The organism is Nocardia sp. NPDC049149 (assembly GCF_043197455.1).
Taxonomy (GTDB): domain Bacteria; phylum Actinomycetota; class Actinomycetes; order Mycobacteriales; family Mycobacteriaceae; genus Nocardia.
Window position 1 is genome coordinate 545745 of record NZ_JBICTD010000006.1, and the last position, 26161, is coordinate 571905.

The following is a 26161-nucleotide window of genomic DNA, read 5'->3' on the forward strand; positions in this document are numbered from 1 at the left end:
AACATGCGCATGGAGCAGATGTACCAGGAAGTGATCCTGGACCACTACAAGCACCCGCATCACCGCGGGCTGCGGGAGCCGTTCGGTGCCGAAGTGCACCACGTGAACCCCACCTGCGGTGACGAGGTGACCCTGCGCGTCCAGCTCGACGACAACGGTGATGTCGCCGACGTCTCCTACGACGGGCAGGGCTGCTCGATCAGCCAGGCCGCCACCTCCATCCTCACCGACCAGGTGATCGGCCTGCCCGTGCAGCAGGCGCTGAAGGTGGTCGACTCGTACAGTGAGATGGTCTCCAGCCGCGGCACCATCGAAGGCGACGAAGAAATGATCGGCGACGGCATCGCGCTCGCCGGCGTCTCGAAGTACCCGGCTCGGGTCAAATGCGCGTTGCTCGGCTGGCTCGCGTTCAAGGACGCGGTACTGCGGGTAACCGCAGCGGAGGAAGCAAAGCGTCCCATGGGAAACGGGGAGAAGCAGTCATGAGTGAAACACCGACCACCGAGGCCCCCGAGCAGATCGATGCCGCGGCCTCCGTTGACGGCGCCGCGTCGGTCGAGCTGACCGAGGAGGAGATCAAGCGCCTCGAGGATCTCGAAGAGGCGATGCGTGACGTCGTCGACCCCGAACTCGGCATCAACGTGGTCGACCTCGGCCTGGTCTACGGCCTCGCCGTCCAAGACGAGGTCGCAATCCTCGACATGACCTTGACGTCCGCGGCCTGCCCCCTCACCGACGTCATCGAAGACCAGTCCCGCAACGCCCTAGTCCGCAGCGGCCTGGTAGAAGACCTCAAAATCAACTGGGTCTGGATGCCGCCTTGGGGCCCCGACAAGATCACCGAAGACGGCAGAGAACAACTCCGAGCCCTCGGCTTCACCGTATAAAAAGCTTCGAGGTCTCTGACTTAAAGCTCTCGAAACGGGACCACAGCCAAGTGACCCGGCTGGGACGAGACGCCGCGTGACTGACAGCGGAGGTCAGCCGGGTACGGCAGACGAAGCAACCACGCCAATCCAGTGCATACCCCGGATTGCCGTACTCGCCAGGAGACCGTAGAGCCGAGGCGTCTTTGGTCTTGAAGTTCTCGAAACGGGAGCACAGCCAAGTGACCCGGCTGGGACAAGAGAATGCGTGATCGACTGCGGAGGTCAGCCGGGTACGGCAGACGAAGCAACCACGCTAATCGGGTGCAAACCCTGGGCTGCCGTACTCGTCAGGAGACCGTGGACCCGAAGGAGCTTTGCCTTCGCCGAGCCCAAAGCGGCGCGACCGCAGCCCAACCCGCCCCGTGGGGCGCGGTCTCGGGCGGGCGCGGTCTCGGGCGGGCGCGGTCTCGGGCGGGCGCGGCTTCGGGCGGGCGCGGCTTTGGGGTTGGTGCGGGTTTTGCTGGGGCGTGTTGCGTTTGGGGTGGTGGTTTTATCCGCGGGTTGAACGGTTTCCTGGCGAGCGGGACGGTTTCGGGGTTTGCACTGGATAGCGTGGTGGCGTCGGGTGCCGTACCCGGCTGACCTCCGCTGTCAGGTGCGCGTTGTCTTGTTCCAGACCGGGTTGCTTGGCTGTGGTCCGGTCCAAAGATCTTTCAGAAGTGATCTTGGGACGTTGACGGGAGTCCTATGGTGGGCGTTTCGGCTCGTCTTGCCACCATTGGACTCCCGTCAATGCGGGGTAGCAACCATTTCACTCCCGTCAACGGCTCGGCAACCATTTCACTCCCGCCGAATAGGGCCAGCAGCTGGTATGGGTCGGCAACCATCTCTCCGCGCGGTGGCGTATTGGCATGTACGGCAACAATTGCCCTCCCGCCGATGGAGGTTCGCAACTACTACGCTCACGCCAACGGGTCTGCACTTACTCGACTTTGTTCGATCCGAGCGAGGGTATGTACGTGGTCTGTTCACGAGAGATTGCGGGATGCCGCTCGATGGATCACGGACCGGATGGGCTCTGTGAAGAGGTGTGGGTAGTGAAGAACAAGGGGGGCTGTGGCGTAGAAGATCGTCCAGCCTTGGGTAGTGAGGCCGTTGTGGCGCGCACTGTCTCGCGCTGCCGCGTGTGGACCGGAATGCCAAGCGATGCTCTCGTATTCGAGGCCGATGCGCCACTGTCGCCAACCGAGGTCGAGCCGTCGGCATCCGTCGGGAGTGGACACCTCCAGTTGCGGTTCCGGGTGGGGCAACCCGGCATCAATGCATCGCAGTCTGGTACGGGACTCCATTGGGGACTCGGCCCGGCCATCCGCCAGCCTGATCAATTCGGCCGCCTGCCGGAACCCGCGTCGTCGATGGTGTCGTTCGATCTCATCGACGAGTGCTTCCGCCGAAAGGCCTTGCCCGACCGCGGCATCCAGTGTGGCCAGCGCGTCCATCCGATTCACTGTGCGCGCCAGGTCAACAGCCGTACGCGCCGCATTGGTGCAGAGTGTCTCGTCGACTAGCTCAACCTCGGCCGGATCTACCCGATCCTGGTGTACGACAAGCTGTTCCGACCGCCGCCGCGGCGCCCCGAATACATGGGTGGCCGCGCCGTCGGCAACTGAGAAGCCATGTAGCTCGGCGGCCGTGTCATACCCTGCGACGAGAGCGGGCAGTCCTATCGACAGCCTCGCTGCTTCGACACGCAGTGCAGGCGTCGGAGGGTGGCGTCCTCGCGGTAGACGCCACGGAAGACGCGGACCCATTCCCCGTGGAGGACTAGGGTGCGCATCTCCTGTCGCGTGTACTCGAGCCCTGCCTGTGCAGCGGTGAATACCCCGAACTGACTGTCCCGCAGCACTCTTAACTGAGCTCTCATGGGGCAAGTATTGGAGTCGCACCCCCCATCAATAGCTGGCCCACCTGTGCAAACACCCGCTCTGTGCACAACCCAGCCCTGTGGATGAGATGCACCCGTCCTAGCGATCTAGAAGAAGTTGACGGGAGTCTTCCGGTTGCTAGTTGATCTTGGATGGCAACCCTAAAACTCCCGTCAATGTCGCTGACCACCATTTGTCTCCCGCGGATGGGCACCTCGTGCCAACGCCGATGCGCTATCTCCCGGCAAGTGGAGCTTCTGGTCGCCGTCGAGGTAGGGCGTGAAAGGGTCAGTGGCGCAAGCGAATACTGGACATTCGGGGGTGGCTCGTAGATGATCGGCGCGTTCGGTTCTTTGACTGGGGAGAAATCGTGTCGATCGTGCGAACTGCTGCGTTTGGTGCAGCTTTGACGTCTACTGCCGCGCTCATGGTGGGTGCTGGGTCTGCTGCGGCGGCGCCCAGTTACTACGGGACGGTGGCGATGTCGCCTGGTACCGGGAAGGTGGTCGGGTCGACGGATCAGCCGTCGTGGGTGGTGGCCGATGCGCGGGCCATCAAGGATTGCGCCGTGTACGACTGCCGGATCGTTCTCCGGTACGCCAACGGGTGCGCGGCGGTGGCGCGGGGCGCGGACGGGCAGCTCAACGCGGAGTCGGCGCCGACGCGGGCCGAGGCCGAGCGGTTGGCGGTCGAGAAGCTGGGCGAGAGCGCGCCGCCGTTCCCGGATCTGGGCAGCGCGTCGCCGCGCGCCGCTCAGGTCGTGCTCTCGCTGTGTACCAAGAACGCGAGCTGATCGGCGCCGGACAGGCCGCGGGCCGGGGCGAGCTCAGTAGGCGATGAAGAGGATCTCGTCGCGCGAATACTCGTGGCCGGGGTGGTTCTCGGCCAAGTGGGCTTGGGTCTTCGCGACCAGGTCGTCCTCGTCGGTTCCGACGATGGTCTCGCCGCAGGGACAGTTCAGGTTTCGCTTCATAAGTTGACCTTTCTCTCGTTCGACAGCCTAACTCCGGTCCCTGCGGCGACGCTCGTGGGCTGTCCGCTTCGGCGGCCGGGCCGCGCGGGCCGGTCGCCGGACCCGTCATGTGCGTGGTCTGTTTCGAAATCCTCTGCGCCCCAGGACGGTTCGCCCTGCAAGACCCGATGTCCCGGCTTGGACAAAGCGGGCACGGTGCGGGATGATTCGACGGCAATTGTCTCTTTATATCGGGGAGGAACTCGATGTCTCTATCTCGCAAGGCTGCCATGAGCATGGTCGCGGCAGCCGCGGCCGCTATGGTCGCAGCGGGGACCGGCGCGGCACACGCCGAGCCGGATGCGGACGGCCACTACTACGGCTCGTTGGCCTTGAACACCGTCAATGGCGACACCGGATCGTCGTGGAACTACCCGGATTACGCCGGTTCGGATGAGCGCGCGCTCAAGGAATGCGGCAGCCGGGACTGCCAGGTCGTGGTGCGCTTCTCCGACGGCTGCGGCGCCATCGCACTCAAGTCGGACGGCCACTGGGCCGTCGGCACCGGTCGGGATCGGGGCGCGGCGGAGCGGGCCGCGATCGCTGCCCTCGGGCCGCTGGCGCCGCCGTTCCCGAACCTCGGTAGCGCGGCGCCGATGACCGCCGAGATCCTGGACTCCCAGTGCTCGCCTGCGTAGTCACGGCATAACGAACGAGGGGCGTACGCGCGATGCGCGTACGCCCCTCGTTCTTCGCCAGACCTTCAGCGCCGCAGGACCTTCCGGGCCAGCCAGTTGCCGAAGAACTGAATGCCCTGCACGCCGGCGATGATGATGAGCGTGGCCACCAGCGTGACCTGCCAGTTGAACCGCTGATAGCCGTGGACCAGTGCGAAATCGCCGAGCCCGCCGCCGCCGACGGTGCCCGCCATCGCGGACATGTCGACGATGGCGATCACCACGAACGTGTAGCCGAGCACCAGTGGACCGAGTGCCTCGGGGATCAGCAGCGTCAGGATGATGCGCAACGGTCCGGCGCCGACCGCGCGCGCCGCCTCGATCACGCCGGGGTCGACCGTCACCAGGTTCTGCTCCACGATGCGGGCGATGCCGAACGACGCCGCGACGATCATCACGAATGCCGCCGCCTCGGTGCCGATGGTGGTGCCGACCACCTTCAGTGTCACCGGCCCGAGCGCCGCGAGCAGGATGATGAACGGAATCGGCCTGACCACGTTCACGATCACGTTGAGCAGCAGGTTGATCGGCGCGTTCGCCAGCAGCCCGCCCTTGCGGGTGCTGTAGAGCAGGGTGCCGAGGAACAGCCCGACAAGTCCACCCACCACGAACGTGAGCAGCACCAGGTAGATGGTGGTGCCGATCGCCTCGTACAGCAGCGGCCGGAGGGTGTCCCAATTCGCTTGCATCGGTACTCCTTTCAGCCGAGTTCGGTCGAGGCGAGCGCCGCATCGCGCCGCTCGAGTTCGTCGATCACCTTGTCGACGGCCGCATCCGGGCCGTGCAAGGCGAGGGTGATGCTGCCGAAGGTCTTGTCCTGCAAGGTGCTGACCCCGCCGTACACCACCTCGAACCGGACCTCGGCGTTGGTCGCGGTGGCCAGCGCCGCCCCGATGCCGCGCTGATCGTCGACGTCGACGGTGACCAGCCTGCCGCCGTGCAGCTCACCGAGCCTGCGCAGTTCGTCCTCGGACGGCCGGTTGTGCAGCACGGTCGCGACGAACGACTGTGTCGGTGCCGCCTGCGGCGCCGCGAACACCGCGAAGGTGTCGGCGAGCTCGACGACCTTGCCCTCGGCGAGCACCGCGACCCGATCGGCCACCGCGCGGATCACGTCCATCTCGTGGGTGATCACCACGATGGTGACGCCGAGCTCGCGGTTGACCTTCTTGAGCAGCCGAAGCACCTCGCCGGTGGTCTCCGGGTCGAGCGCCGAGGTCGACTCGTCGGCCAGCAGCAGCGACGGCGAGGTCGCCAGCGCACGGGCGATGCCGACTCGCTGCTTCTGCCCGCCGGAGAGCTGATCGGGGTAGCTGCGCGCCTTGTCGGACAGGCCGACGAACTCGAGCAGCTCCGCGACCCGTGCCTTGCGCTCGGCCCGCTTCCAGCCCGCCACCTTGAGCGGATACTCGATATTGCCTGCGGCCGTGCGGGATCGGAACAGGTTGAACTGCTGGAACACCATGCCGATATCGCGGCGCAGCCGCCGCACCTGGGACTCCCGCACGCCGGTGATAGGCGTGCCGGAGACCTCGATGGTGCCGCTCGTCGGCTTCTCCAGCGCATTGATCAGCCGGACCAGCGTGCTCTTGCCTGCGCCGGAATAGCCGATCACGCCGAAGATCTCGCCGTGTTCGATCCGCAGATCGATGGCGTCCAGCGCGACCTGACGCTGCGCGCCCTTACCGAAAACCTTGGTGACCGAACGGAACTCGACCGCGGGCGGCTTGTCCGTCACTTGCCGTCGCGGATGGTCTGCTGCACCCGCTGCAGGATCTGCTCCAATTCCGGTGCGCCGCGCTTGACCTCGACGGCCGTGCCCTTGGTGACCTCGCTGTGCGCCTTCTGCACCTCGGGGTCGTGCCACAGTTCGACCAGCTGCAGAAGCTTGGGATTGTTCTTGTCCTCGGCCCTGGTCACCAGCGTGTTGATGTACGGCTCGGCCGCGGGGTTCTTCGGATCATCCTTGTACAGCGCCGACTGGGGGTCGATGCCGGAGCGCTCCAGGAAGGTGTTGTTGATGACCGAGCCGTCGACCGAGGCGAGCGAGAGCGCGGTCTGCGCCGCGTCGACCGTGGTCACCCGGACCTTGGACGCGCCCTTGTCGATGTCGGCAGGGGAGGGCGACTTCACGTCCGAGGACAGCTTCAGCAGCCCGGCCGCCTGCAGCACGAACAGTGCGCGCGCCTGGTTGGTCGGGTCGTTCGGGATCGCGATCTCCGCGCCCTGCGGCAGGTCGGCCAGCGTCTTGTGCTTCTTCGAGTACAGGCCGAGCGGCACGATGTAGGTCGAGCCGATGGGTGTCAGCGTGTCGTTGTTGGCCACGTTGTAGGCGCCGAGGAACTGCAGGTGCTGGAACAGGTTGACGTCGATCTGCTTCTGCGACAACGCGAGATTCGGTTGCTTGTAATCGGAGAAGTTGGTGATCTTCAGCGTGATGCCCTTGTCCTTGGCCCGCTGTTCGAAGATGTCCCAGGCTTTGTCCTTGTCGGTGGTGCCGATCCGCACTACCGTGTCGGAGGATGCCTTGTCGTCACCGCACGCCGTAAGGGTGAGGGCCGCGGTGGCTACCAGGACCGGGATCGCCAGTACCCGATGGAATTTCACTCGTGCTCCCGAATGCTTGTCGAACTAGAACCCGGTAATCCAAGCGATCCGGCAACCGCCCGGACAACGGTTTGAATTGTGGTGAGCAAAACCCTTCCCAGGATTGGTACGAGCGTCTAAGTTGCTCGCAATGCGCTCCATCCCTCGGCTTTTGCTGATACCGATCCTGTTCGCCTTGGCCATCGCCTCGACTTCCTGTGGTGCACAACACGACGGCAACGCGATCCGCATAGGTGTGAACGATCTCAGCCTGCCGCACTGGGCGGTCTACAAGAAGAAGGCCGCAGAGCAGGGCATCACCGTCGAGTTCGTCAACTTCACCGACTACAACCAGCCCAACCCCGCGCTGGCGCAGAAGCAGGTGGATCTCAACAAGTTTCAGCACGTGCGCTACCTGGCCAACTACAACGCGCGCAACAACGACACCCTGGTGCCGATCGGCGCGACCGAGATCTTCCCGCTGACGCTGTACTCGCGGAAACACAAGGCGGTCAGCGAGATTCCGCAGGGCGGTCAGATCACGCTCAGCAACAACCCGGCCAACCAAGTGCGTCCGCTGCTCAGCCTGGCCGCCGCCGGCCTGATCGTGCTGAAGGGCGGAGCCAGTTGGGATTCCACCCTGCAGGACGTCGACACCGCCGCCTCCAGGGTGAAACTGACCACCATCGATCCGACGCTGACCGCGCAATCGCTGGACAGCGTCGACGCGGCGTTCGTCGACGACACTTTCGCCAGGCCCGCCGGCCTCGGCAAGAACGAGACCATCTACACCGATGATCCAGAGCGGCCGGAACTGAAGCAGTACATCAACATTTTCGCCGCCCGTGCCGCGGACAAGGACAACCCGACGTTGCAGAAACTGGCACAGCTCTACCACGATCCGGAGGTCGAGGCGGCGGTGCGCGCCGAAACCGGCTACGAGGGGATCTTCAAGACCAACGACCCGGCCGACTTGCAGGCCACGGCAACGGAATTGGAAGCCAAGTTCCGTAAGTAGGGCTAGGGCCGCGCGGAGTATGCCCGCGCGGCCTCCCGCGTCGCATTCGCATTCGGTTGCAGCGCACGGGAACCGGCCAGCTTGGCGCGGACGTGTTCGGCGACCGTGATCGGCGGATACTTGCTGCCCTCGCCGACGCAGGTCGGCAGCGTCTCGATGACGGCGTCGGTGTTGCCGTCGTGGAAAAAGGCTGCGCTGCGCCGTCTTTCGATGGTGCCGTCGACGATCGGCGGCACCACCCGGTGCAGTGTGGACAGCCAGCGCTCGTTCGTCCAGCGGGCCATCAGGTCGCCGAAGTTGATCAGCAGGGCGTCGTCGGCGGGTTGCACATCGTGCCAGCGGCCCTCTTTGTCGAGCACCTGCAAGCCGGGCACCTGATCAGCCCACAGCACGGTGACGATGCCGAAGTCGGTGTGCTCGCCCATGCCGCGCAGTTCGCCGTCGAGGTCGACCGTCCCCGGTGGCAGCGCATAGTTGTTCATGCGCAACACATCCAACGAGTGGTCGGTGAATCGGTCGAAGAATCCCACCGGCAGGTCGAGCGCATCCGCGAAGATCGTCGTGAGTATTCGGACCACCTCGGCCGCCTCGGTGAAGTACCTCCACACCGGGTCCCGAAACTCGGGAGCCGCAGTGGGCCATATATTTTCGGGATAGTCCTCGGTAAGCAGCTGCACCCCCGGATAACTGGATGCGGGCATCCCGATATTGAACGCCTCGAAATAGTCGTTCATTCGAGCCGCCGCCTGCGCGCCCAAACTCAAGCTGAGATTCTCGCTCTTCGGCGGCGAATACCCACGATTCACCTCCGGCGACGTCCGGTACTGCCTCTTGACTTCGAGGTCGAGCCCGAAGAAGCCGTCGAGTGCCGCCGCCAGCCCATCGAGTACATGCTGCTCGATCCCATGCCCCCTGATCTGCATGAACCCGACCGTCCGCGCGGCTTCGTCCACCTGCCGCGCCACGGCGGCGCGCTCGTCGGCCGTGCCGCCCCGGTAGGCGGAGATGTCGATGAGGGGAACACGAAACTCCACGGCAACGTCCCTTCGGGTCGGCGTCATCTGGGCTTGAAAATTACCAGAGAACACGCCGGTCACCTGGATCACGGTTCGATAACGATCGTTTTGAACCGTCCCAAATCGGACATGTTGGTGCACAGCGGATTTGCCGCCGATTTTCCGAATGTTCTTGGCGGCATGTGGCTCTACGCTCGGTCTTCCAACCCAAGAGTTAGGGGGATCTACATGTCAGTGACGGTGCCGCTCGAGCTTCGGGTGACCAGATTGGAGGCCAGGTACATGCGGCTGAACGAGGATCGGTGTGTGTACGAAGACGCCATCCTCGAGACCAGAGACATGGTGCAGCAGACGCACCGGGCAATGCTTACGGTCAAAAACGATCTCTGGTGGTTGAGCAAGGAATCGGAGGCCAAGTTCGGTGAGCTCGAAGAAGACGTGCGCGAAATCAAGCTGGACATAGGCACGTTCAAGCAAGAGGTCCATGCGGAGTTCGCGACGGTCAAGAGTGACATCTCGGGCCTGAAGCAGGATGTGTCGGGGCTGACGCAGGACGTGTCGAGCTTGAAGCAGGATGTGTCGGGCCTGAAGCAGGACGTGTCGAGCTTGAAGCAGGATGTGTCGGGCCTGACGCAGGACATGTCGGGTGTGAAGCAGGATGTGTCGGGCCTCAAGCAGGACGTGTCGGGCCTGACGCAGGACATGTCGGGCCTGACGCAGGACGTGTCGGGCCTGACGCAGGACATGTCGGGCCTGACGCAGGACATGTCGGGCCTGACGCAGGACATGTCGGGTGTGAAGCAGGACATGTCGGGCTTGAAACAAGGCTATTCGGGCTTGAAGTGCAGCATCGATGCGATCGTGTCGCACTTCGGGATCGTGATTGCTGAGGGCGAACACTAGTTCGGCTGAAACCTGATGCGGGTGGCGTCCACACCGGAGATGATTCCGGTGTGGACGAGAAGACGTATGGGCGGACGCGGCACGCACTGCATGCGGTGGCCGAATTGTTGATTGCCGGGCCGCAGTACCGGCAGTTCGGGACTATTCGCCTGCGGGCGGTGCACGGCGGGTTCGGGGGCGTGAAATCGGGCGTATCGGTGGTCGGCGGGGAACTGGTGTGGGCCGAGGGGCGGACGGCGCTGCAGGGCACCTATCGGGATGTCGCGAAGATCGCGGGGCTGGACGCAGGGGCGCCGGAGGGGTTGTACCAGGACACGACCGGGGTGTCGCTCGACGAAACGATCGAGGTGGATCCCACGATCGCGGCGGAGATCGGCGCGTGGTTCGAGCTGGGGGACAAGACATTGCGCTGTTTGGCGCCGGACATCACGCCGGTGCTGTGGCCGGAGCATTTCGATCTGTCGATCGCGGTCGGCGAGGTGAACTACGGTGCGTCGCCCGGCGATGACGGACACCCAGGGCCGTACGCGTATGTCGGCCCGTGGACGCCACGCACCGGCCCTTTCTGGAACGCCTCGTTCGGTGCGTTGCGCCCACGCGAGGACGTGAATTCGACCTCGAGCCTGCTGGAGTTCTTCGAGCAGGGTCGCGCCGCAGCGGTCGAATAACGCACAGCCGCACCATTTTTGATTTCCCGCACACGAAATGGCACGCCGGACCGTGTGCGGGAAAGCAGCAGGGGTGCGTCTATCGGGTGGCGCGGTTGTCACCCGCCAGGCGGCCACGGCGGATCAGCGCCCGCTTGGTGCCAGGCGCGATCGCGGCCGCGGTGAGCTGCGAATCGGGTTCGGGGTCATCGGGATTCGGCCGGACGAACAGGGTGACGGTGGCGGCGGGGGTGAATCCGCTGCGCGTCATCAGCGCGGTCGAGGCCGCGTTGCGGTCCTCGACATCGGTGACGATGCGCCGCGCACCCCGCGCGAACAACGCCTCGGAGCACACATCCACCAGCCGCCGGGCGATGCCGTGGCCCTGCATGTCGGGGGCGACGGCGATCCATTCGAGGTAGGCCCAGTCGTCGCGGTTCTCGAACTCCATGGACCCGAGCACAAAACCGACCACCCGGTCGGAATCGAGGGCGACCCAGCACGCGTTGTCCGGGCTGTCCAGGTGTTCTGCCACCGACGTCAGCGACCACGAGGTGTACGGCTTGGTGTTGACGTCGAAGACTTCGTGACCGAGATCGAGGACCTGACGCAGGTGGCCGAGACCCATCGGGACGATCACTATGGCAGATTCCATGCGGAACAGTTTGCCAGTGGGATGCCCTTCGGCCCTCACGCGCCCTTGCGGGCAGCCGTCTTCTTCGCGGCCTTCTTTGCCGGTTTCTCAGCGGTCTTCTTGGCGGCCGTCTTCTTCGCCGTCGCCTTCTTCGCGGGTGCGGCCTTGCCGTTGTCGTCGGCGCTGCCCGCCGCGCGGCGTCCGCTCGCCTCCAAGCTGCGCTGCAGGGCGGCGACCAGGTCGACTACCTCGGCGTCCATCTCGGCGGGCGCGGCCTCCGGCTGCTCGGGCACCTTGCCGGTGCCGCTGGCGATGGCCTCGTCGAGCAGTCGCTTCAGCTCGATCTGGTATTCGTCGGTGTACTGGTCCGGGTCGAAATCGTCGGACATGGTCTCGACCAGCGTCTCGGCCATCTTGATTTCCTGCGACTTGGGTTCGGCGACCCCGTCCAGGGATTCGAACTCGACCGCACGCACCTCGTCGGGCCACAGCAGCGTCTGCAACACCAACATGCCGTCGCGCACGCGCAGCGCGGCGAGCCGGGTCTTCTGCCGGAGGGTGAAGTGCACGAGCGCGGTCCGGTCGATGCGCTCCAATGTCGTCGCCAGCAGCACATACGCCTTCGGTGTGCTGGAGTCGGGCTCGAGGTAGTAGCTCTTGTCGAACAGGATCGGGTCGATCTGTTCCGACGGCACGAATTGCAGCACCGGGATCTCGTGCTTCTCGGCGGCGGGCAGTTTGGCGAAGTCCTCGTCGGTCAGGATGACCTTGTCGCCCTCGGGGGACTCGTACGCCTTGTCGATGTCGGCGTACTGCACGGACTTGCCGCACACCGTGCAGACACGGTCGTATTTGATCCGACCTCCATCCTTGGCGTGCACCTGATGGAATCGGATGTCGTGGTCCTCGGTCGCCGTATAGACCTTGACCGGGACGTTAACCAGCCCGAATGCTATCGAGCCCTTCCAGATCGATCGCATAAGTCCATGATGGCGGAACCCATTCGAATACGCGAGCGAATCGGCATCCCGAGTGTCGCGAGCGCGACGCGCCGCCGCAGCGGGCCCGGTAGTGCGGTGAACAGCGTCCGCATGGCGGTCACGGTGCCGCCGAGGTCGGCGCGTTCCGACAGGTAGGCGCGTTGAGCGGCCGTCGGCATGGTGAAGAAGGCGTCGAAGAACAGCGGGAGGTCGGCGGGCGGCAAGGCAAGCAGTGCGCGCAGGCCCGCGGCCCGGAGCCGATGCACTGCGCGGGCCGAGGCGGGCCAGGCCGACTCGCCTGCCGCGACTGTGTCGGCCGCCGCCAGCGACGCGGCGACGCTGTAGCCGGTGGCCGGATGGGCGAAGCCGCCTGCTGTGCCGAAGGTATGCGGTCCCGGCCGTCCGCCTTCGACCGGGAAGCGGACGCGTTCGACGGATTCGTCGCCGGTGAGTTCGATTCCATGGGAACGCAATCGATGATGGAGCCGGTCGCGCAGCACAGTGCCGTCGAGCGCGGGCCTGCCGACCAGGCAGGTTTCCTCGAGCAGCATGGTGCCGTCGCCGAGCGGGACCGCGTAGAGGAACGACCGTGGTGCGGCCGCGGGCGCTCCGTTGTCCGCTCGCCAGTCCATGAAGAGTGGTTCGAGGCCTGCACATCGCTGTGCGTCGAGCACGACCCCGTATGCCGTCTGTTCGGCACGTGCGGGGGATCGGCCGACGCCACGCGCATCGATGACTCGCCGAGCGGTCAGCACTCGTCCATCCGCCAGCGAGACCGTGTCCGGCGTACAGCTCGCTGCTCGGCCGACGACGATCTCGGCGCCGGTCAACTCGAGCGAGGTCCGCAGCCGCTCGGTGTCGAACACGACATACGGCCGGTCGATCCGATGCGCCAGCGTTCCCCATGCCGTCGGCTGTGCCACCGTGGCGGCTACCGCCGAAGGCGCGATCCATTCGGGCAATTCATCCGCCCAGGCCGCATAGGTCGCCTGCCACGCCCGATCCGGTGCCGGATCCACCACGGCCACCGTCACGCCGCGCACAAGGCTGCGATGCGCGAGCGCGCGCCCTGCCGGGCCGACACCGCAGACGATGACGTCAACAGTCATCGCATACCGCCGTGCGCTCGGCCTGCCGATGTCTGAACACGGTGCGCCCACGCCGCTCGGCGGCCCGGCACTGCCACGCGCCGTCAGCGTGCGTGACGATCGCTCAGATCCCGCCGGTCGACAGCAGCCCGCCGTCCACCCGGACCGTCTCCCCGGTGATCCACGCCGCCTCGTCGGAGACCAGGAACCCGATCAACTGCGCCACATCCTCGGGCGTACCGAGCCGCTTCATCGGGTAGACGCTCGCCGCCCGTTCTTCGTCGGCGGAGTACAGCGCATCGGCGAACTTCGTCTTGATCACGCCCGGCGCGACCGCGTTCACCCGGATCTTCGGCCCGAGCTGCCAGGCCAGTTCGTTGGTGAGATGGATCAGCGCGGCCTTGGACGCACCGTAGGCGGCGATGACTCCGCTGGATCGGATGCCCGCGACGCTGGCGACGTTGACGATCGCGCCGCCGTGTTCACCCATCCACGCCTTGTACGCCTCCTGGATGTAGCCGAGCGCCGCAACCACATTCACGTCGAAGATCTTGCGCACCGCATCCAGGTCGGCGTCCATCAGCGCGCCGTACACCGGGTTGATGCCCGTGTTGTTGATGAGGATGTCCACCGAGCCGAACTGGGTGAGCGCCCGCTGGACCGCCTCGGCCCGATCCTCGGCGTGGCCGGAGTTTCCCGCCAACGCCACCACTTCGCCCTGATGGCCGAGCGCCCGCAGCTCCTCGGCCGCCTGCTCCAGCGGATCCTTCTTGCGCGCGGTGATCACCACGTTCGCGCCGCGACGAAGCAGTTCCGCCGCCACCGCCTTGCCGATGCCGCGGCTGGCCCCGGACACCAGCGCACTCTTACCCAACAGATCGGTAGTCATGCAACGGCAGGTTACTCGGCGGTCAACCAAGGACTTCGCGTTACCGCCGTCACACCGCGATCGCCGGATGCGGGAGTAGCGCTCGGGGCCAGGTAAAATCGGTGGTTCTTGTGCGTAATCACGTCGCACAATCGAGCAGCACGCGCTGACCGACGCCAAACCGTATCGACCCACCCTGCTGGCTGCCGTCCCCATGCACCACTGATCCGCGAGGAGACATCTGTGATCACCGCGACCGACCTGGAGGTCCGGGCCGGAGTCCGCACGCTGCTGTCGGCCCCTGGACCGGCACTGCGGGTGCAAGCGGGCGACCGGATCGGCTTGGTCGGGCGCAACGGTGCAGGCAAGACGACCACGCTGCGGATACTCGCCGGCGAGGGCGAGCCGTATGCCGGAAAGATTCTGCGGTCCAGCGATATCGGCTATCTGCCGCAGGACCCGAAGGAAGGCAACCTGGACGTGCTCGCGCGCGACCGGGTGCTGTCCGCGCGCGGCCTCGACACGCTGATCCGCGATATGGAGAAGCAGCAGGCGCTGATGGCCGAGGTGGCCGACGAGACCGAACGTGAGAAGGCGGTCCGCAAGTACGGACGCCTCGAGGACCGGTTCTCGTCGCTCGGCGGCTATGTCGCTGAGAGCGACGCCGCACGCATCTGCAACAGCCTCGGCTTGCCCGATCGGGTGCTCGCGCAGGCGCTGCGCACCCTGTCCGGTGGTCAGCGTCGTCGAATCGAGTTGGCGCGCATCCTGTTCGCGGCCTCCGACGGCAGCGGCGGCCGCTCCGACACCGTGCTGCTGCTCGACGAGCCGACCAACCACCTCGACGCCGACTCGATCACCTGGCTGCGCGGCTTCCTGCAGAACCACAACGGCGGCCTGATCGTGATCAGCCACGACGTGGAACTGCTCGCCGACGTGGTGAACAAGGTGTGGTTCCTCGACGCGGTGCGTGGCGAAGCCGACGTCTACAACATGACCTGGCAGAAGTACCTGGACGCGCGCGCTACGGACGAGCAGCGCCGCAGGCGCGAACGCGCCAACGCCGAGAAGAAGGCGAGCGCCTTGCGCGCCCAGGCCGCCAAGCTCGGCGCCAAAGCGACCAAAGCGACTGCGGCACAGAACATGGCCAAGCGTGCCGACCGGCTGATGGCCGAACTCGACGAGGTGCGGGTCGCCGACAAGGTGGCGCGGATCAAGTTCCCGGAGCCTGCCCCGTGCGGCAAGACGCCGCTGATGGCGGAGAACCTGACCAAGGTCTACGGCTCGCTGGAGATCTTCACCGGCGTCGACCTCGCGATCGACCGCGGCAGCCGGGTCGTGGTGCTCGGCCTCAACGGCGCGGGCAAGACCACGTTGCTGCGGCTGCTCGCCGGGGTCGAGAAGCCGACCGCGGGTGGGCTGGTGCCAGGGCACGGCATGAAGGTCGGATACTTCGCCCAGGAGCACGACACCCTCGACGACCGGGCCACCGTGTGGGAGAACATCCGGCACGCCGCGCCGGACGCGGGGGAGCAGGACCTGCGTGGTCTGTTGGGCGCGTTCATGTTCACCGGTCCGCAGCTGGATCAGCTCGCGGGCACGCTGTCCGGCGGTGAGAAGACGCGTCTCGCGTTGGCCGGGCTGGTGTCCTCGGCCGCGAACGTGCTGTTGCTCGACGAGCCGACCAACAACCTCGATCCGGTCTCGCGTGAACAGGTGCTCGACGCGCTGCGCACCTACGCGGGCGCGGTCGTGCTGGTCACGCACGATCCCGGTGCGGCCGAAGCGCTGTCGCCGGAGCGGGTGATCTTGTTACCGGACGGTACGGAGGACCATTGGTCCGCCGAATATTTGGAACTTATTCAGCTCGCGTGAGTTTCATCACAAGAATTCGTTGATCACGGCCCCTCGAGTGCTTAGCCTGGAAAGACGCTGCTCGGCGACTCGGAGGAAGCCATGAGCGACAGGCCCGCACAAGTCAAAGCCACCTTGGGTAAGGGAACCCGTGTCACCGGGAAGTCTCGGGACCGCCTACAGACCCAATTGAAGAAGCAGTACGAGGCAGGAGCGAGCATTCGCTCGTTGGCGCGATCAACCGGTCGCTCCTACGGCTTCATCCACAACGTGCTGGTGGAGTCGCATGTGCAACTCCGCAGCCGTGGCGGTGCCAACCGCCGCAAAGCCCAATAGCGTTCTGACGAACCAGAAACCGGTGCGGCGGTATGTTTTTCGCCGCTGCCGGTGCTCTGTTCGGTCCGCGCTCAGTACCCGCTGACCGCCCCGTCCCCATCGACGAGGAGGTTCGCGAGGCTGTGGAAAATCGGTAGGCCCGTCTTGATCTCCAGGTACGCGAACTGTCCCTGGGGGTTGACCTCGAGGAAGTAGTACTCGCCGTCGAGGCCGAGCCGAATGTCCAAGACGCCGAACGACAATCCGAGCGCGCCCATCAACGTCGCGAGTGACTTGCTCACCGAGGCGGGGAGATGCTCCGGCACGAAATCGACCGAGGTGTCCAACCGGGAGTCGACGCGGCCGACACCTGCCTGCGAGTCGATGCGCACCGTCCATTCGACGCCGTCCACCCAGACCACGCGCAGGTCGCATTCGGCATCGATGTAGTCCTGGAAGGTGGTCGGCGCCGAGCGGATGCCGGTCAGCCTGTCGTAGTCGGCCGGGGTGATGATCCTGGTCTCGGCGAATTCGGCACGGCTGGTCCCGGTGCGTTTGTAAACGACTCGGCCAGGCCGGGATTCGGCGAAGCTGCGTGCCTCGTCCGGATCATTGGTGATCAGCGTCTCCGGCACCGCGAAGCCTGCCCGCAGCGCCGTCTCCAGCTGCACGATCTTGCGCGCCGCGGTGCGATCGGCGCCGGGATCGTTGACCCAGTTGGCCGGGATGGACCAGAGCATGCCCTGGATGAACCCGTCGCATTCGGCTTGGCGGAAGTCGTCGTCGGCGGCGCGAACGCCGGCGGGCACCTTGCTGAGATGCGGGCGGCGCCACCACACCGAGCGCACGTCGTCGAGCCCCATCAAATGCGAGAGCGAACGCGTGGTGCCGAGCCGGTCGAGCCGGAAACTGCCTGACTCACGCGGAAAGTCGCGGAGGTCGAAGTGAATCGCGCTGAGGCCGTGGTGTTCTCGCAGCGTCGCCGCCATCGCGGTGCCGTGCAGATCATCGGATTCGGACACGATCAGGACCGAGCCTGCCCGGCGTGCCGCCATGCGTGCGCCGCTCAGTCGAGACTGTCGCAGTTGATACCGTCGTCGCTGGTCGCGAACGACTTGGTCTGGCAATAGGTGTAGGTGGCACCGTGTGTTCCCGGCACGTCCACGATGTTCAGCCGGTCGGCCCAGGACGCGGTGAGCTGCTGCAGCTGCTCGTCGCCGAGCGCGGCGGACGGGGATTCCGGGATGGTCATCGGCCGGTCGACCAGGTCGATGCGCAGCCTGCGGGTGAAGTCGGCGGTGGCGCCCGCACGGATGTCGACCAGGACGGGGCGGCCGTCTCGGTCTGCCGAGAGTCCGTCGGGCAGCGCAGAATCGAGGACCCGCAGCACGTCGGACCGACGGAAGGTCCACGTTCCCTCGGCGACGCGCACGGTGATGTCGCGTTCGGACTCCGCTACCAGGAAGCCCTGGAGCGGAGGAACGCGGTCAGTCTTCGGCGCGGTTCCGGGGAGGCGGAGTGCGTCGGTCATCACGATTTCTCCGATCTGCTCGCTATTTGCCACGACCCCCGAGCGTGAGCCCGATCATATCGCGCGAAGTGCGCGGATCGGTTCGTATCGAGAGATTTCACGGCCGGTGGCAAACCGGATTTCGGCACAGGATGCGCTAGCGCCGAAAGATTTTCGGCGGGCACCTGTTAGTCTCGAAGCAACTCAATAGCTACTTCCGATTGGAAAGGATGTGCTATGCATAGCCCCGGGTTGGCGGTCGTGCATCCGTAAGTGCCGATTCAAAGTCCGAGCAGGTCGGGGCGCTCGGCGAGGGCCGAGAGCCGCGCACCCGGCGCGGGGATGAGCTTGCGGGTGGTCAGATCGAGGATCCCGGAAATTGCAGCCACTTCAGCCGAGAGGGTGCCGTCGAGTTTGCGGATCTCGTGCCGGAACGTGAATGTTTTGCCCTGTCCCCAGTGGAACTCGACCGAGACGGTGATCTCGTCGCCGCCGCGGAGTTCCCGCAGAAACTTGATGTTTGATTCCAACAGGACCGGTCCGATTCCCTCGGCGATCAGCTTGTCCTGAGGCAACCCCGCCGCGCGCAGGAGTTCCCAGCGCGCGTGCTCCGCGTATTGCGCGTAGACCGCCTGATTCAGGTGGCCCTGCGTGTCGAGTTCGTACCCACGCACCGTCACCGGGACGGTGAACGGCTGCCCGGGTGTCCGGGCGTCTGGCCTGCTGTTGGACGTGCCCGATGAAGTGCCCATGTCCTTACGAAATCAGGTGGGACGGCCGTACACAAATCAGGGTCGGTTCGCGTTGCGCTCGGCCCACCACGCCGGCGCGTCGACGAAGTGGTTGTCGAACTCATCCTGCGAGGCGGCGAGGTCGGCCAGGGTCGACTCGCCCTTCGCGATTCGGTCCAGCAGTCGGAAGTACTCGAACCGCTGCACGCCGGGCATGAGGGCGATCATGATTCGCGCCCCACTGTCGGGCGTGGCGCCGAAGGCGTGCGGCATGAACTTCGGGACCACGATGGAGCCGCCCGCGCCGACGGTGACGATCTTGTCGCCGGCCAGCAGCTGCAGTTCGCCGTCCGCGACGTAGAAGAGCTCGTCGGACCGGGTGTGATAGTGCGGCGTCGCACCGTCCGCGCCTTGTTTCATCGTCACCTCCAGCGTGCTCAACGTGCCGTCGGTGTCCGCGGCGTCGAGCAGTAGTCGCATGGTGACGTTCTCGGTGCCGAGCGTCTCGGCCTCTTGCGACTGCCGGATGGCGACGTCGATGCGCGGGGCGATGCTGCTCATGATGATCTCCAACTAGTTCGGTGCTTGATAATTCGCTACCGAACTATATCTCAGCGAATAGAATCCTGTCTATGGGCGAAGCCAAAGCAGATGTCGTGGACGCGATCGTGGCGCAGTGGCAGCGGGAACGGCCGGACCTCGAGCTGGAGGCGATGGCGATCGTCGGGCGCCTCGGCAGGCTGCTGATCGTGGCGCAGCGAGTGATCGAGGAGGTCTTCACCGCGCACGGGCTGCAGCGGGGCGAGTTCGATGTGCTTGCCGCGCTGCGCCGTTCGGGTGAACCGTGGGAGCTCAATCCCTCGGTGCTCGCCGACACGTTGATGCTGTCGCGGGCCGGGATGACCGGGCGGCTCGACCGGTTGGAGTCGGCGGGGCTGGTGCGCAGGATCGCCGATCCGGACGATCGCCGCGCGGTGCGCGTCGCGCTCACCGCGGACGGGCGCAAGCTGGTCGACACGGTCGTCACCGCACACACGGAGAACGAAACCCGCATGCTCTCGGTGCTTTCCGCGAAGGACCGCGGCGACCTCGACCGCATCGCGCGCATGCTGCTCGGCAGCCTCGAGTCGGGCGCATGAGGCAGTGCTGTTGCGGCCGAGCCGGTTACCGCTCGACGTAGACTGCGGGTACCTGTCCGAGCAGGATCGGGCCCGCATCTTCGGCGAGATCGAGACGGCGGCCGGGGAAGAGTCCGGGCAGGTGTTGCCGAGCGGTGGTGCGCTCCCGAGGTGCTGTCCGCGCGGCAGATGACCGAGGCGCTGTGTGCCGCACGGCTTCCCGGCGAGTGATCTCTCGGCGTGATCCTCGGCGAAGTGCCAGCACCGGATGGGGCGCGGTCGCGGGGCGCGGCTGCACAGGAGCGCGCGGGCCGCACGGGATATGGGGGCGCGCGGGATATGAGGCGCGCGGGGGCGCAAAGGATCCGTCAAATCGGATGCCAAAGCATTGCCCCCGATCTCGCGGATCAGTTTGATCAAGGGTGTGACCGCGACATCCGGCCTTCGACGCGCGCTGCGCGGAAGATTCGGCGTCGCCGTGTGCCGAGACTGCGCACTGCCTTCTGCGTTGGAGCGCGTCGGTTTCGGTAGTGAGGACGAGCCGCCGAGTCCGGCGCCGTCGGTCTGAATCCCCACCGCGTGGCCCATTAGCGCCACGTGTCACCTGCTCGCGCCTATCTGCGCGAGTTCCCCTCTGCGACCGCAGAATCGCGACCTCTGATCGCGAATCCATTTTCCGCCTGCGTCGTTCGTGATCGCGCGACTTGTTCGTGATCTCGCGACGCGGGCACCCACCCCGATGGGAGAGCTATGTCCGAAATCTCGTCCGGCGACCGGATCGTCCTGGTGACCGGTGTCGATCAGCGCCTCGGCTACGCCACCGCCGAGCGTCTGGTGGCTGACGGCGCCACCGTCATCCTGCATGCGCAGGACAAGGAGCTCGCGGATGCCGCGCTGGAACGGCTGGTCGCCGGCGGCGCGGAGGCCCGCCGATTGCGCATGGTGCACGCCGACTTCCGGCACCTGTCCGAGGTCGACGAGCTAGGCAGGATGCTGACCGCGACCGTGCCGGAGCTCGACGCGCTGATCAACGCCGCGTCGGTGCCTGGTCCGCAGCGGCGCTGGCACACCGAGGACGGTGTGGAATCCACGCTGCAGATCAACTATCTCGCCCCGCAGCGCCTGACGATGGCGCTGGCCCCTGCCGTTGCGGCGGCGAAGGGCCGAGTGGTCACCGTTTCGTCGCGTCTGCACGTCGGCGGCACCATCGAGTACTCCGACCTGGACCGTAACCGCGGCATCTATACCCCGATGGCGGTGTACGCGCAGTCCAAGCTGGCGCTGACCATGTTCACCCGCACGCTCGCCGAGACCGGCCCGGCCGGGCTGACCGCGATCAGCGTGGCCCCTGCGGATTTCGAGATCGACATGCCGCAGCTGCGCAGCCATGCGACCGCGCCGGTCGATTCGGCGGCGGATCTGCTTGCCGTGCTGAGCTCTTCGGCGTCGCCGGTGCTCAACGGCGGCTACTACGAGGGCACTGAGCTGGCCCGCGCTGCCGCACTCGTGCGCAACTCGCGGGCGCGGACCCGCCTCGCCTCGTGGAGCCTGCGGCTCCCGCAGGCCGCGTGATCACCTCTGACGAAAGGCATCGCAGTGTCCAAGCGCGCTGACAAGAAACGCGCACGCCGCAAGAAGAAGGCCAACCACGGCAAACGGCCAGGAGCCTGAATCCTGTTGCCGGGAACCGAGTTTCGCCTGGCCCGATGGAACCCATAACGGAATCGTAACAAGTCCGATCGGCTTGTAGAACATTCCGATCGGATTGCCATCCGGCGCCGAGCATACCGAGTAGCCTGCAACGCGTGCCACCCTTTCGCTACCGGCATACCGTGGGGTTCCACCCCGGACCCGCACGGTATGCCGTGCAAGGAGATCACCGATGATCGACATCATCACCCTGCGGGGTGTCGGCGAGCCGCGAAACCCGGACGGCGCGCCAACGGGCATGCTGCGCGACGTCACGAAACTGCTCGATCCCGAACGTTTCTCGTGCTTCGAGCCGAACTGGCCTGCCTCGGTCGGGCCGGTTCCCGAGGTGTGGGGTCCGTCCCTGGACACCTCGGTGCGCCTGGGTGTCGCCGCGGGCGTCAAAGCGATCCAAGACTCGCCGAACGTCTGTGGGCTGCTGAGCTTCTCGCTCGGCGGGCTCTGCGCGAGCCACATCCTCGAGGGCGTGCGCTCCGGAATATACAAGAACACCAACGGGTCTCCGCTGGAGATCGCGTTCGTGCTCAATATCTCCAACCCGCTGCGCAAGGCGGGGGAATCTGTCGGAAACCTGTGCCCGCCTTCGACGTTCGGCCTGCACGGCCAGCGCGGCGCCTGGCCCGACGAGGTCGCGGTGCTCGAATACGCGAACCCGGGCGACATCATCACCGCCTCGCCGGCGGATTCCCCGCTGCGATTCATCGACGTCGGCATCTCGCCGTTCTCGTTCATCGAGGGCGCCCGCGTCGGCAATCTCATGCCGCTGGTCTTCTCGGAACTGCTGCGCTTCCTGCTGCGGAACCCGATCGAGAATCTGGAGCGGTACATCGAGGCCGTGCGTGGGGTGGTCGGCTATCTCACCCCGTGGCCGGACGGTCAGCACGTGCTCTACTCCGGCCACAACATGCCCGGCACCGACGTGCTCTGGACGACCCACGCCGCGAACTATCTGAACGCGCACTTCTGAAAGACAGTGGGGCGGACTCCACAGCCGCCACCAGTGTAGGTCTGCTCACTCCTTGCGGCGCACCGATGCTTCGACGAGATCCAGTACCGCAGTGAGGTTTTCGTTCGTGTGACCGGACGCGATCCGCGCGATCAGCCCGTCGAGCACCAGATCGAGGTACCCGAGCAGCACATCGGTCGGCACGTCGTCGCGCAACGCGCCCGCCGCCTTGCGCCGCTCCAGCCGCGCCAGGGTGGCGGCGGTCAGCTCCGCGGAGCGCTGACTCCAGCCTGCCCGGAACTCCGGATCGGTGCGCAGCCGCCGCGCGATCTCCAATCGTGTTCCGAGCCAATTGAATTCCTCGGGATGGGCGAGCATGTCCCGCATGACCTGCACGATGCCCTGATTGGCCGCCACGTCGGCCATTCGTTCGGCGTCCTCCTGCGCGAGCGCGAGGAACAGCGCGTCCTTGTCGCGGAAATGATGGAAGATCGCGCCGCGCGACAGCCCGATCTCTTCCTCCAGGCGGCGCACGGTGGCGCCTTCGTACCCGTATTCGGCAAAGCAGCGGCGCGCACCGTCGAGGATCTGGCTTCGTCGGGCGGCGAGGTGGTCGTCACTGACTTTGGGCATGGCGGGCGTACTCCTCCAGGCGATGTGAGAAATCCGCGCACCGCGAAAACGCGGTGCGCGGACCCTCGACGTACGGCGAGTGCGTGATCAGCCGCGAATCATGTTGCGCAGCACGTACTGCAGGATGCCGCCGTTGCGGTAGTAATCGGCCTCACCGGGGGTGTCGATCCGCACCACCGCGTCGAACGACACCTTGTCGCCGTTCTCCTTGGTGGCGGTGACCTTCAAGGTCTTCGGAGTCGTACCCTCGTTCAGCTTGGTGATCCCCTCGATGTCGAAGGTCTCGGTGCCGTCCAGCTTCAGCGACGCGGCCGACTCGCCGGCCGGGAACTGCAGCGGGATGACGCCCATGCCGATGAGGTTGGAGCGGTGGATGCGCTCGAACGACTCGGTGATGACGGCCTTCACGCCGAGCAGGCTGGTGCCCTTGGCCGCCCAGTCACGCGAGGAACCCGAGCCGTACTCCTTGCCGCCGAGCACGACCAGCGGGATGCCCGCGGCCTGGTAGTTCTGCGAGGCGTCGTAGATGAAGGCCTGCGGGCCGCCGTCCTGGGTGAAGTCGCGGGTGTAACCACCCGAGACGTCGTCGAGGAGCTGGTTGCGCAGCCGGATGTTGGCGAACGTGCCGCGGATCATCACCTCGTGGTTACCACGACGCGAGCCGAGGGAGTTGTAGTCCTTGCGCTGCACACCGTGCGAGTCGAGGTACTGCGCGGCCGGGGTGCCCGGCTTGATCGGACCGGCCGGGGAGATGTGGTCGGTGGTGACCGAATCGCCGAGCAGTGCGAGCACGCGAGCGCCGTTGATGTCGCTGACCGGGGTCGGCTCCATCTTCATGCCGTCGAAGTACGGCGCCTTGCGGACGTAGGTCGAGTTCTCGTCCCACGCGAAGGTGTCGCCCTCGGGGGTGCTCAGGCCCTTCCAGCGCTCGTCACCCTCGAAGACGGTGGCGTAGGAGCTGGTGAACATGTCCCGGCTGATCGCCGACTTGATGGTGTCGTCGATCTCCTGCGGGGACGGCCAGATGTCCTTCAGGAACACGTCGTTGCCGTCGGAGTCCTTGCCGAGGGCGTCGGCCTCGAAGTCGAAGTCCATGGTTCCCGCGAGCGCGTACGCGATGACCAGCGGCGGCGAGGCCAGGTAGTTCATCTTCACGTCGGGGGAGATCCGGCCCTCGAAGTTACGGTTGCCCGAGAGCACCGCGGTGACCGAGAGGTCGTTGTCGTTGATCGCCTTGGAGATCTCGTCCGGCAGCGGGCCGGTGTTGCCGATGCAGGTGGTGCAGCCGTAACCGCCGACGAAGAAGCCGAGCTTCTCCAGGTACGGCCACAGGCCTGCCTTCTCGTAGTAGTCGGAGACGACCTGCGAGCCGGGCGCCATGTTGGTCTTGACCCACGGCTTGGACGCGAGGCCCTTCTCGACCGCGTTGCGCGCCAGCAGGGCCGCGCCGATCATGACCGACGGGTTGGAGGTGTTGGTGCAGGAGGTGATGCCCGCGACCACGACCGCGCCGTGATCGAGCACGAAGTCACCGCGCTCCGGATCGGAGACCTTGACCGGCTTGGACGGGCGGCCGATGTTGCCGTTGGCGGCGGACGGGATCAGCACCGCGTCGTCGTCGGCGAAGGACAGCACCGCGGGGTCGGAGGCCGGGAAGGATTCCTCGATGGCCTCGTCCAGGTGGGTGTGCGGGGTGACCGCGGCCGGGCCGGACTCCGCGTCGTTGGTGTAGTTGTGGATGTCCTTGCGGAACGCGGTCTTGGAGTCCGACAGCAGGATTCGGTCCTGCGGACGCTTCGGCCCCGCGATCGAGGGCACCACGGTGTTGAGGTCGAGCTCGAGGTACTCGGAGTAGGCGGGCTCGTTGTCCGCGTCGTGCCACAGGCCCTGCTCCTTGGCGTAGGCCTCGACGAGCGCGAGCTGCTCGTCGCTGCGGCCGGTGAGGCGCAGGTAGTTGATGGTCTCTTCGTCGATCGGGAAAATCGCTGCGGTGGAACCGAATTCGGGGCTCATGTTGCCGAGGGTGGCGCGGTTCGCGAGCGGAACCTCCGCGACGCCCTTGCCGTAGAACTCGACGAACTTGCCGACAACGCCGTGCTTGCGCAGCATGTCGGTGACGGTGAGTACCACGTCGGTGGCGGTGACGCCCGGCTTGATCTCACCGGTCAGCTTGAAGCCGACGACACGCGGGATCAGCATCGAGACGGGCTGGCCGAGCATGGCCGCCTCCGCCTCGATACCGCCTACGCCCCAACCCAATACGCCGAGGCCGTTGACCATTGTGGTGTGCGAGTCGGTGCCGACGCAGGTGTCGGGGTAGGCCTGGCCGTTGCGGACCATGATGGTTGGGGCCAAGTATTCGATGTTGACCTGGTGCACGATGCCGACGCCCGGCGGGACGACCTTGAAGTCGTCGAAGGCGCCCTGGCCCCAGCGCAGGAACTGGTAGCGCTCGCCGTTGCGCTGGTACTCGAGGTCGACGTTGCGCTCGAGGGCGTCGGCGCGACCGAAGACGTCGAGGATGACCGAGTGGTCGATGACCATGTCGGCAGGCGAGAGTGGGTTGACCTTGCTCGGGTCGCCGCCGAGGACGGTGACGGCTTCACGCATGGTGGCGAGGTCGACGATGCAGGGAACGCCGGTGAAGTCCTGCATGATCACGCGGGCCGGGGTGAACTGGATCTCGGTGTCGGGTTCGGCCGACGGATCCCAGTTCGCGATCGCGCGGACGTGATCTGCGGTGATGTTGGCGCCGTCCTCGGTACGGAGCAGATTCTCCGCGAGGACCTTGAGTGCGTAGGGGAGTTTCTCGGTGCCGGGCACGGCCGAGAGACGGAAGATCTCGTAGGAGTTGCTTCCGACCTCGAGGGTGCCCTTGGCGCCGAAAGTATCGATACTTGTCGTCACGTCAGCTCCACTCATCTGTGAGGGTTTTGCCGCCGGCGGGGCTGTGCCTGCGGCTGTTCCTTGCGGGCGATCTGCGAGCAGTCGCCACGGTAGGTTCCTGGAGGGAATTCGACGCCGTGTGCGCCGGTTCCTCGCGCTACGACCCTAACAGTACGCTTGTCCTGTGAAACACGAGGGTGGCGTACGGCGTGCCGTGTGCTCGTACTCCGACTCT

30 protein-coding genes are annotated in these 26161 nt (G+C 65.9%); 14 read left to right on the top strand and 16 right to left on the bottom strand.

The window, feature by feature from the left end; all coding sequences use genetic code 11:
• Positions 1-3 precede the first annotated feature (3 nt).
• From sufU to ACGFNJ_RS26690, 3 genes are all read left to right on the top strand, one after another.
• On the top strand, positions 4-486 hold the full coding sequence (gene sufU / locus ACGFNJ_RS26680) for a Fe-S cluster assembly sulfur transfer protein SufU (protein ID WP_069165195.1): 483 nt from the start codon (positions 4-6) through the stop codon (positions 484-486).
• Complete coding sequence (locus tag ACGFNJ_RS26685; protein ID WP_393453571.1) at positions 483-887, top strand: metal-sulfur cluster assembly factor; 405 nt, start codon at positions 483-485, stop codon at positions 885-887. Before sufU ends, ACGFNJ_RS26685 begins: the two co-directional genes overlap by 4 nt.
• A gap of 1079 nt (positions 888-1966) precedes the next feature.
• Entirely contained in the window at positions 1967-2437 is a 471-nt protein-coding gene (locus tag ACGFNJ_RS26690) for a hypothetical protein (RefSeq protein ID WP_393453574.1), read from the top strand.
• A gap of 155 nt (positions 2438-2592) precedes the next feature.
• Here the strand turns inward: ACGFNJ_RS26690 and ACGFNJ_RS26695 are convergent, their stop codons facing one another.
• A complete protein-coding gene (locus ACGFNJ_RS26695; protein ID WP_393453577.1) occupies positions 2593-2793 on the bottom strand; it encodes a type IV toxin-antitoxin system AbiEi family antitoxin domain-containing protein in 201 nt (66 codons plus the stop codon).
• 407 nt (positions 2794-3200) lie between these two features.
• Between ACGFNJ_RS26695 and ACGFNJ_RS26700 the strand changes: the two genes are divergently transcribed.
• On the top strand, positions 3201-3587 hold the full coding sequence (locus tag ACGFNJ_RS26700) for a DUF4189 domain-containing protein (RefSeq protein WP_393453580.1): 387 nt from the start codon (positions 3201-3203) through the stop codon (positions 3585-3587).
• Positions 3588-3620: 33 nt separating this feature from the next.
• Here the strand turns inward: ACGFNJ_RS26700 and ACGFNJ_RS26705 are convergent, their stop codons facing one another.
• Entirely contained in the window at positions 3621-3767 is a 147-nt protein-coding gene (locus tag ACGFNJ_RS26705) for a DUF1059 domain-containing protein (protein ID WP_069167933.1), read from the bottom strand.
• A gap of 245 nt (positions 3768-4012) precedes the next feature.
• Between ACGFNJ_RS26705 and ACGFNJ_RS26710 the strand changes: the two genes are divergently transcribed.
• Entirely contained in the window at positions 4013-4444 is a 432-nt protein-coding gene (locus tag ACGFNJ_RS26710; protein ID WP_393453583.1) for a DUF4189 domain-containing protein, read from the top strand.
• A 65-nt stretch (positions 4445-4509) separates the two neighbouring features.
• On the opposite strand, the gene ACGFNJ_RS26715 is transcribed toward ACGFNJ_RS26710, so the two are convergent.
• The 3 genes from ACGFNJ_RS26715 to ACGFNJ_RS26725 are packed head-to-tail and all read right to left on the bottom strand — an operon-like array spanning position 4510 to position 7090.
• Complete coding sequence (locus ACGFNJ_RS26715; protein ID WP_393453586.1) at positions 4510-5172, bottom strand: methionine ABC transporter permease; 663 nt, start codon at positions 5170-5172, stop codon at positions 4510-4512.
• Between the two features lie 11 nt (positions 5173-5183).
• Positions 5184-6221, bottom strand: a complete 1038-nt coding sequence (locus ACGFNJ_RS26720) for a methionine ABC transporter ATP-binding protein (RefSeq protein ID WP_393453589.1) — start codon at positions 6219-6221, stop codon at positions 5184-5186.
• Positions 6218-7090, bottom strand: coding sequence for a MetQ/NlpA family ABC transporter substrate-binding protein (locus ACGFNJ_RS26725; protein WP_069167929.1), 873 nt, complete (start codon positions 7088-7090; stop codon positions 6218-6220). The genes ACGFNJ_RS26720 and ACGFNJ_RS26725 overlap by 4 nt, the downstream gene beginning before the upstream one ends.
• 130 nt (positions 7091-7220) lie before the next feature.
• Here ACGFNJ_RS26725 and ACGFNJ_RS26730 point away from each other — a divergent pair, with 130 nt between their 5' ends.
• Entirely contained in the window at positions 7221-8087 is an 867-nt protein-coding gene (locus tag ACGFNJ_RS26730) for a MetQ/NlpA family ABC transporter substrate-binding protein (RefSeq protein ID WP_393453594.1), read from the top strand.
• 2 nt (positions 8088-8089) lie between these two features.
• Here ACGFNJ_RS26730 and ACGFNJ_RS26735 read toward each other — a convergent pair whose 3' ends face one another.
• Positions 8090-9094: an isopenicillin N synthase family dioxygenase gene (locus ACGFNJ_RS26735; RefSeq protein ID WP_393454188.1), complete on the bottom strand. Its 1005-nt coding sequence runs from the start codon at positions 9092-9094 to the stop codon at positions 8090-8092.
• Between ACGFNJ_RS26735 and ACGFNJ_RS26740 the strand changes: the two genes are divergently transcribed.
• Both ACGFNJ_RS26740 and ACGFNJ_RS26745 read left to right on the top strand, forming a co-directional pair.
• Positions 8978-10006 carry a hypothetical protein gene (locus tag ACGFNJ_RS26740; protein ID WP_393454220.1) on the top strand — a complete coding sequence of 343 codons (1029 nt, stop codon included), beginning with the start codon at positions 8978-8980 and terminating at the stop codon, positions 10004-10006. The genes ACGFNJ_RS26735 and ACGFNJ_RS26740 overlap by 117 nt on opposite strands.
• Positions 10007-10056: 50 nt before the next feature.
• A complete protein-coding gene (locus tag ACGFNJ_RS26745; RefSeq protein WP_393453597.1) occupies positions 10057-10674 on the top strand; it encodes a hypothetical protein in 618 nt (205 codons plus the stop codon).
• A gap of 79 nt (positions 10675-10753) precedes the next feature.
• Here the strand turns inward: ACGFNJ_RS26745 and ACGFNJ_RS26750 are convergent, their stop codons facing one another.
• The 4 genes from ACGFNJ_RS26750 to ACGFNJ_RS26765 form a co-directional block, all read right to left on the bottom strand.
• Positions 10754-11308, bottom strand: a complete 555-nt coding sequence (locus ACGFNJ_RS26750; protein ID WP_393453600.1) for a GNAT family N-acetyltransferase — start codon at positions 11306-11308, stop codon at positions 10754-10756.
• Between the two features lie 35 nt (positions 11309-11343).
• On the bottom strand, positions 11344-12267 hold the full coding sequence (locus ACGFNJ_RS26755; RefSeq protein ID WP_393453603.1) for a Ku protein: 924 nt from the start codon (positions 12265-12267) through the stop codon (positions 11344-11346).
• Positions 12240-13376, bottom strand: coding sequence for a lycopene cyclase family protein (locus ACGFNJ_RS26760; RefSeq protein ID WP_393453606.1), 1137 nt, complete (start codon positions 13374-13376; stop codon positions 12240-12242). Before ACGFNJ_RS26760 ends, ACGFNJ_RS26755 begins: the two co-directional genes overlap by 28 nt.
• 103 nt (positions 13377-13479) lie before the next feature.
• Positions 13480-14244 (bottom strand): SDR family oxidoreductase, encoded by a 765-nt coding sequence (locus ACGFNJ_RS26765; protein WP_393453609.1) that lies wholly within the window; start codon positions 14242-14244, stop codon positions 13480-13482.
• 222 nt (positions 14245-14466) lie between these two features.
• On the opposite strand from ACGFNJ_RS26765, the gene ACGFNJ_RS26770 reads away from it, so the two are divergent.
• The gene (locus tag ACGFNJ_RS26770) at positions 14467-16098 is read left to right on the top strand and encodes an ABC-F family ATP-binding cassette domain-containing protein (RefSeq protein ID WP_393453612.1); all 1632 of its coding nucleotides are present in this window, start codon (positions 14467-14469) and stop codon (positions 16096-16098) included.
• A gap of 81 nt (positions 16099-16179) precedes the next feature.
• Positions 16180-16413, top strand: coding sequence for a helix-turn-helix domain-containing protein (locus ACGFNJ_RS26775; RefSeq protein ID WP_393453615.1), 234 nt, complete (start codon positions 16180-16182; stop codon positions 16411-16413).
• 71 nt (positions 16414-16484) lie between these two features.
• Here ACGFNJ_RS26775 and ACGFNJ_RS26780 read toward each other — a convergent pair whose 3' ends face one another.
• From ACGFNJ_RS26780 to ACGFNJ_RS26795, 4 genes are all read right to left on the bottom strand, one after another.
• Complete coding sequence (locus tag ACGFNJ_RS26780) at positions 16485-17447, bottom strand: hypothetical protein (protein ID WP_393453618.1); 963 nt, start codon at positions 17445-17447, stop codon at positions 16485-16487.
• Between the two features lie 11 nt (positions 17448-17458).
• Complete coding sequence (locus tag ACGFNJ_RS26785) at positions 17459-17923, bottom strand: hypothetical protein (RefSeq protein ID WP_393453620.1); 465 nt, start codon at positions 17921-17923, stop codon at positions 17459-17461.
• Positions 17924-18183: 260 nt separating this feature from the next.
• On the bottom strand, positions 18184-18654 hold the full coding sequence (locus ACGFNJ_RS26790; protein WP_393453623.1) for an acyl-CoA thioesterase: 471 nt from the start codon (positions 18652-18654) through the stop codon (positions 18184-18186).
• Between the two features lie 36 nt (positions 18655-18690).
• The gene (locus ACGFNJ_RS26795) at positions 18691-19194 is read right to left on the bottom strand and encodes a cupin domain-containing protein (RefSeq protein WP_393453626.1); all 504 of its coding nucleotides are present in this window, start codon (positions 19192-19194) and stop codon (positions 18691-18693) included.
• Between the two features lie 71 nt (positions 19195-19265).
• On the opposite strand from ACGFNJ_RS26795, the gene ACGFNJ_RS26800 reads away from it, so the two are divergent.
• The 4 genes from ACGFNJ_RS26800 (at position 19266) to ACGFNJ_RS26815 (ending at position 22428) form a co-directional block, all read left to right on the top strand.
• Positions 19266-19772, top strand: coding sequence for a MarR family winged helix-turn-helix transcriptional regulator (locus tag ACGFNJ_RS26800; RefSeq protein ID WP_393453629.1), 507 nt, complete (start codon positions 19266-19268; stop codon positions 19770-19772).
• A gap of 729 nt (positions 19773-20501) precedes the next feature.
• Complete coding sequence (locus ACGFNJ_RS26805; protein ID WP_393453632.1) at positions 20502-21323, top strand: SDR family NAD(P)-dependent oxidoreductase; 822 nt, start codon at positions 20502-20504, stop codon at positions 21321-21323.
• A 24-nt stretch (positions 21324-21347) separates the two neighbouring features.
• Positions 21348-21422 carry a 50S ribosomal protein bL37 gene (locus ACGFNJ_RS26810; protein ID WP_393454191.1) on the top strand — a complete coding sequence of 25 codons (75 nt, stop codon included), beginning with the start codon at positions 21348-21350 and terminating at the stop codon, positions 21420-21422.
• A gap of 211 nt (positions 21423-21633) precedes the next feature.
• The gene (locus ACGFNJ_RS26815; protein ID WP_393453635.1) at positions 21634-22428 is read left to right on the top strand and encodes a hypothetical protein; all 795 of its coding nucleotides are present in this window, start codon (positions 21634-21636) and stop codon (positions 22426-22428) included.
• 45 nt (positions 22429-22473) lie between these two features.
• Here the strand turns inward: ACGFNJ_RS26815 and ACGFNJ_RS26820 are convergent, their stop codons facing one another.
• Entirely contained in the window at positions 22474-23040 is a 567-nt protein-coding gene (locus tag ACGFNJ_RS26820; RefSeq protein ID WP_069167150.1) for a TetR/AcrR family transcriptional regulator, read from the bottom strand.
• 87 nt (positions 23041-23127) lie between these two features.
• Positions 23128-25947: an aconitate hydratase gene (locus ACGFNJ_RS26825; protein WP_393453638.1), complete on the bottom strand. Its 2820-nt coding sequence runs from the start codon at positions 25945-25947 to the stop codon at positions 23128-23130.
• Positions 25948-26161: the final 214 nt, after the last annotated feature.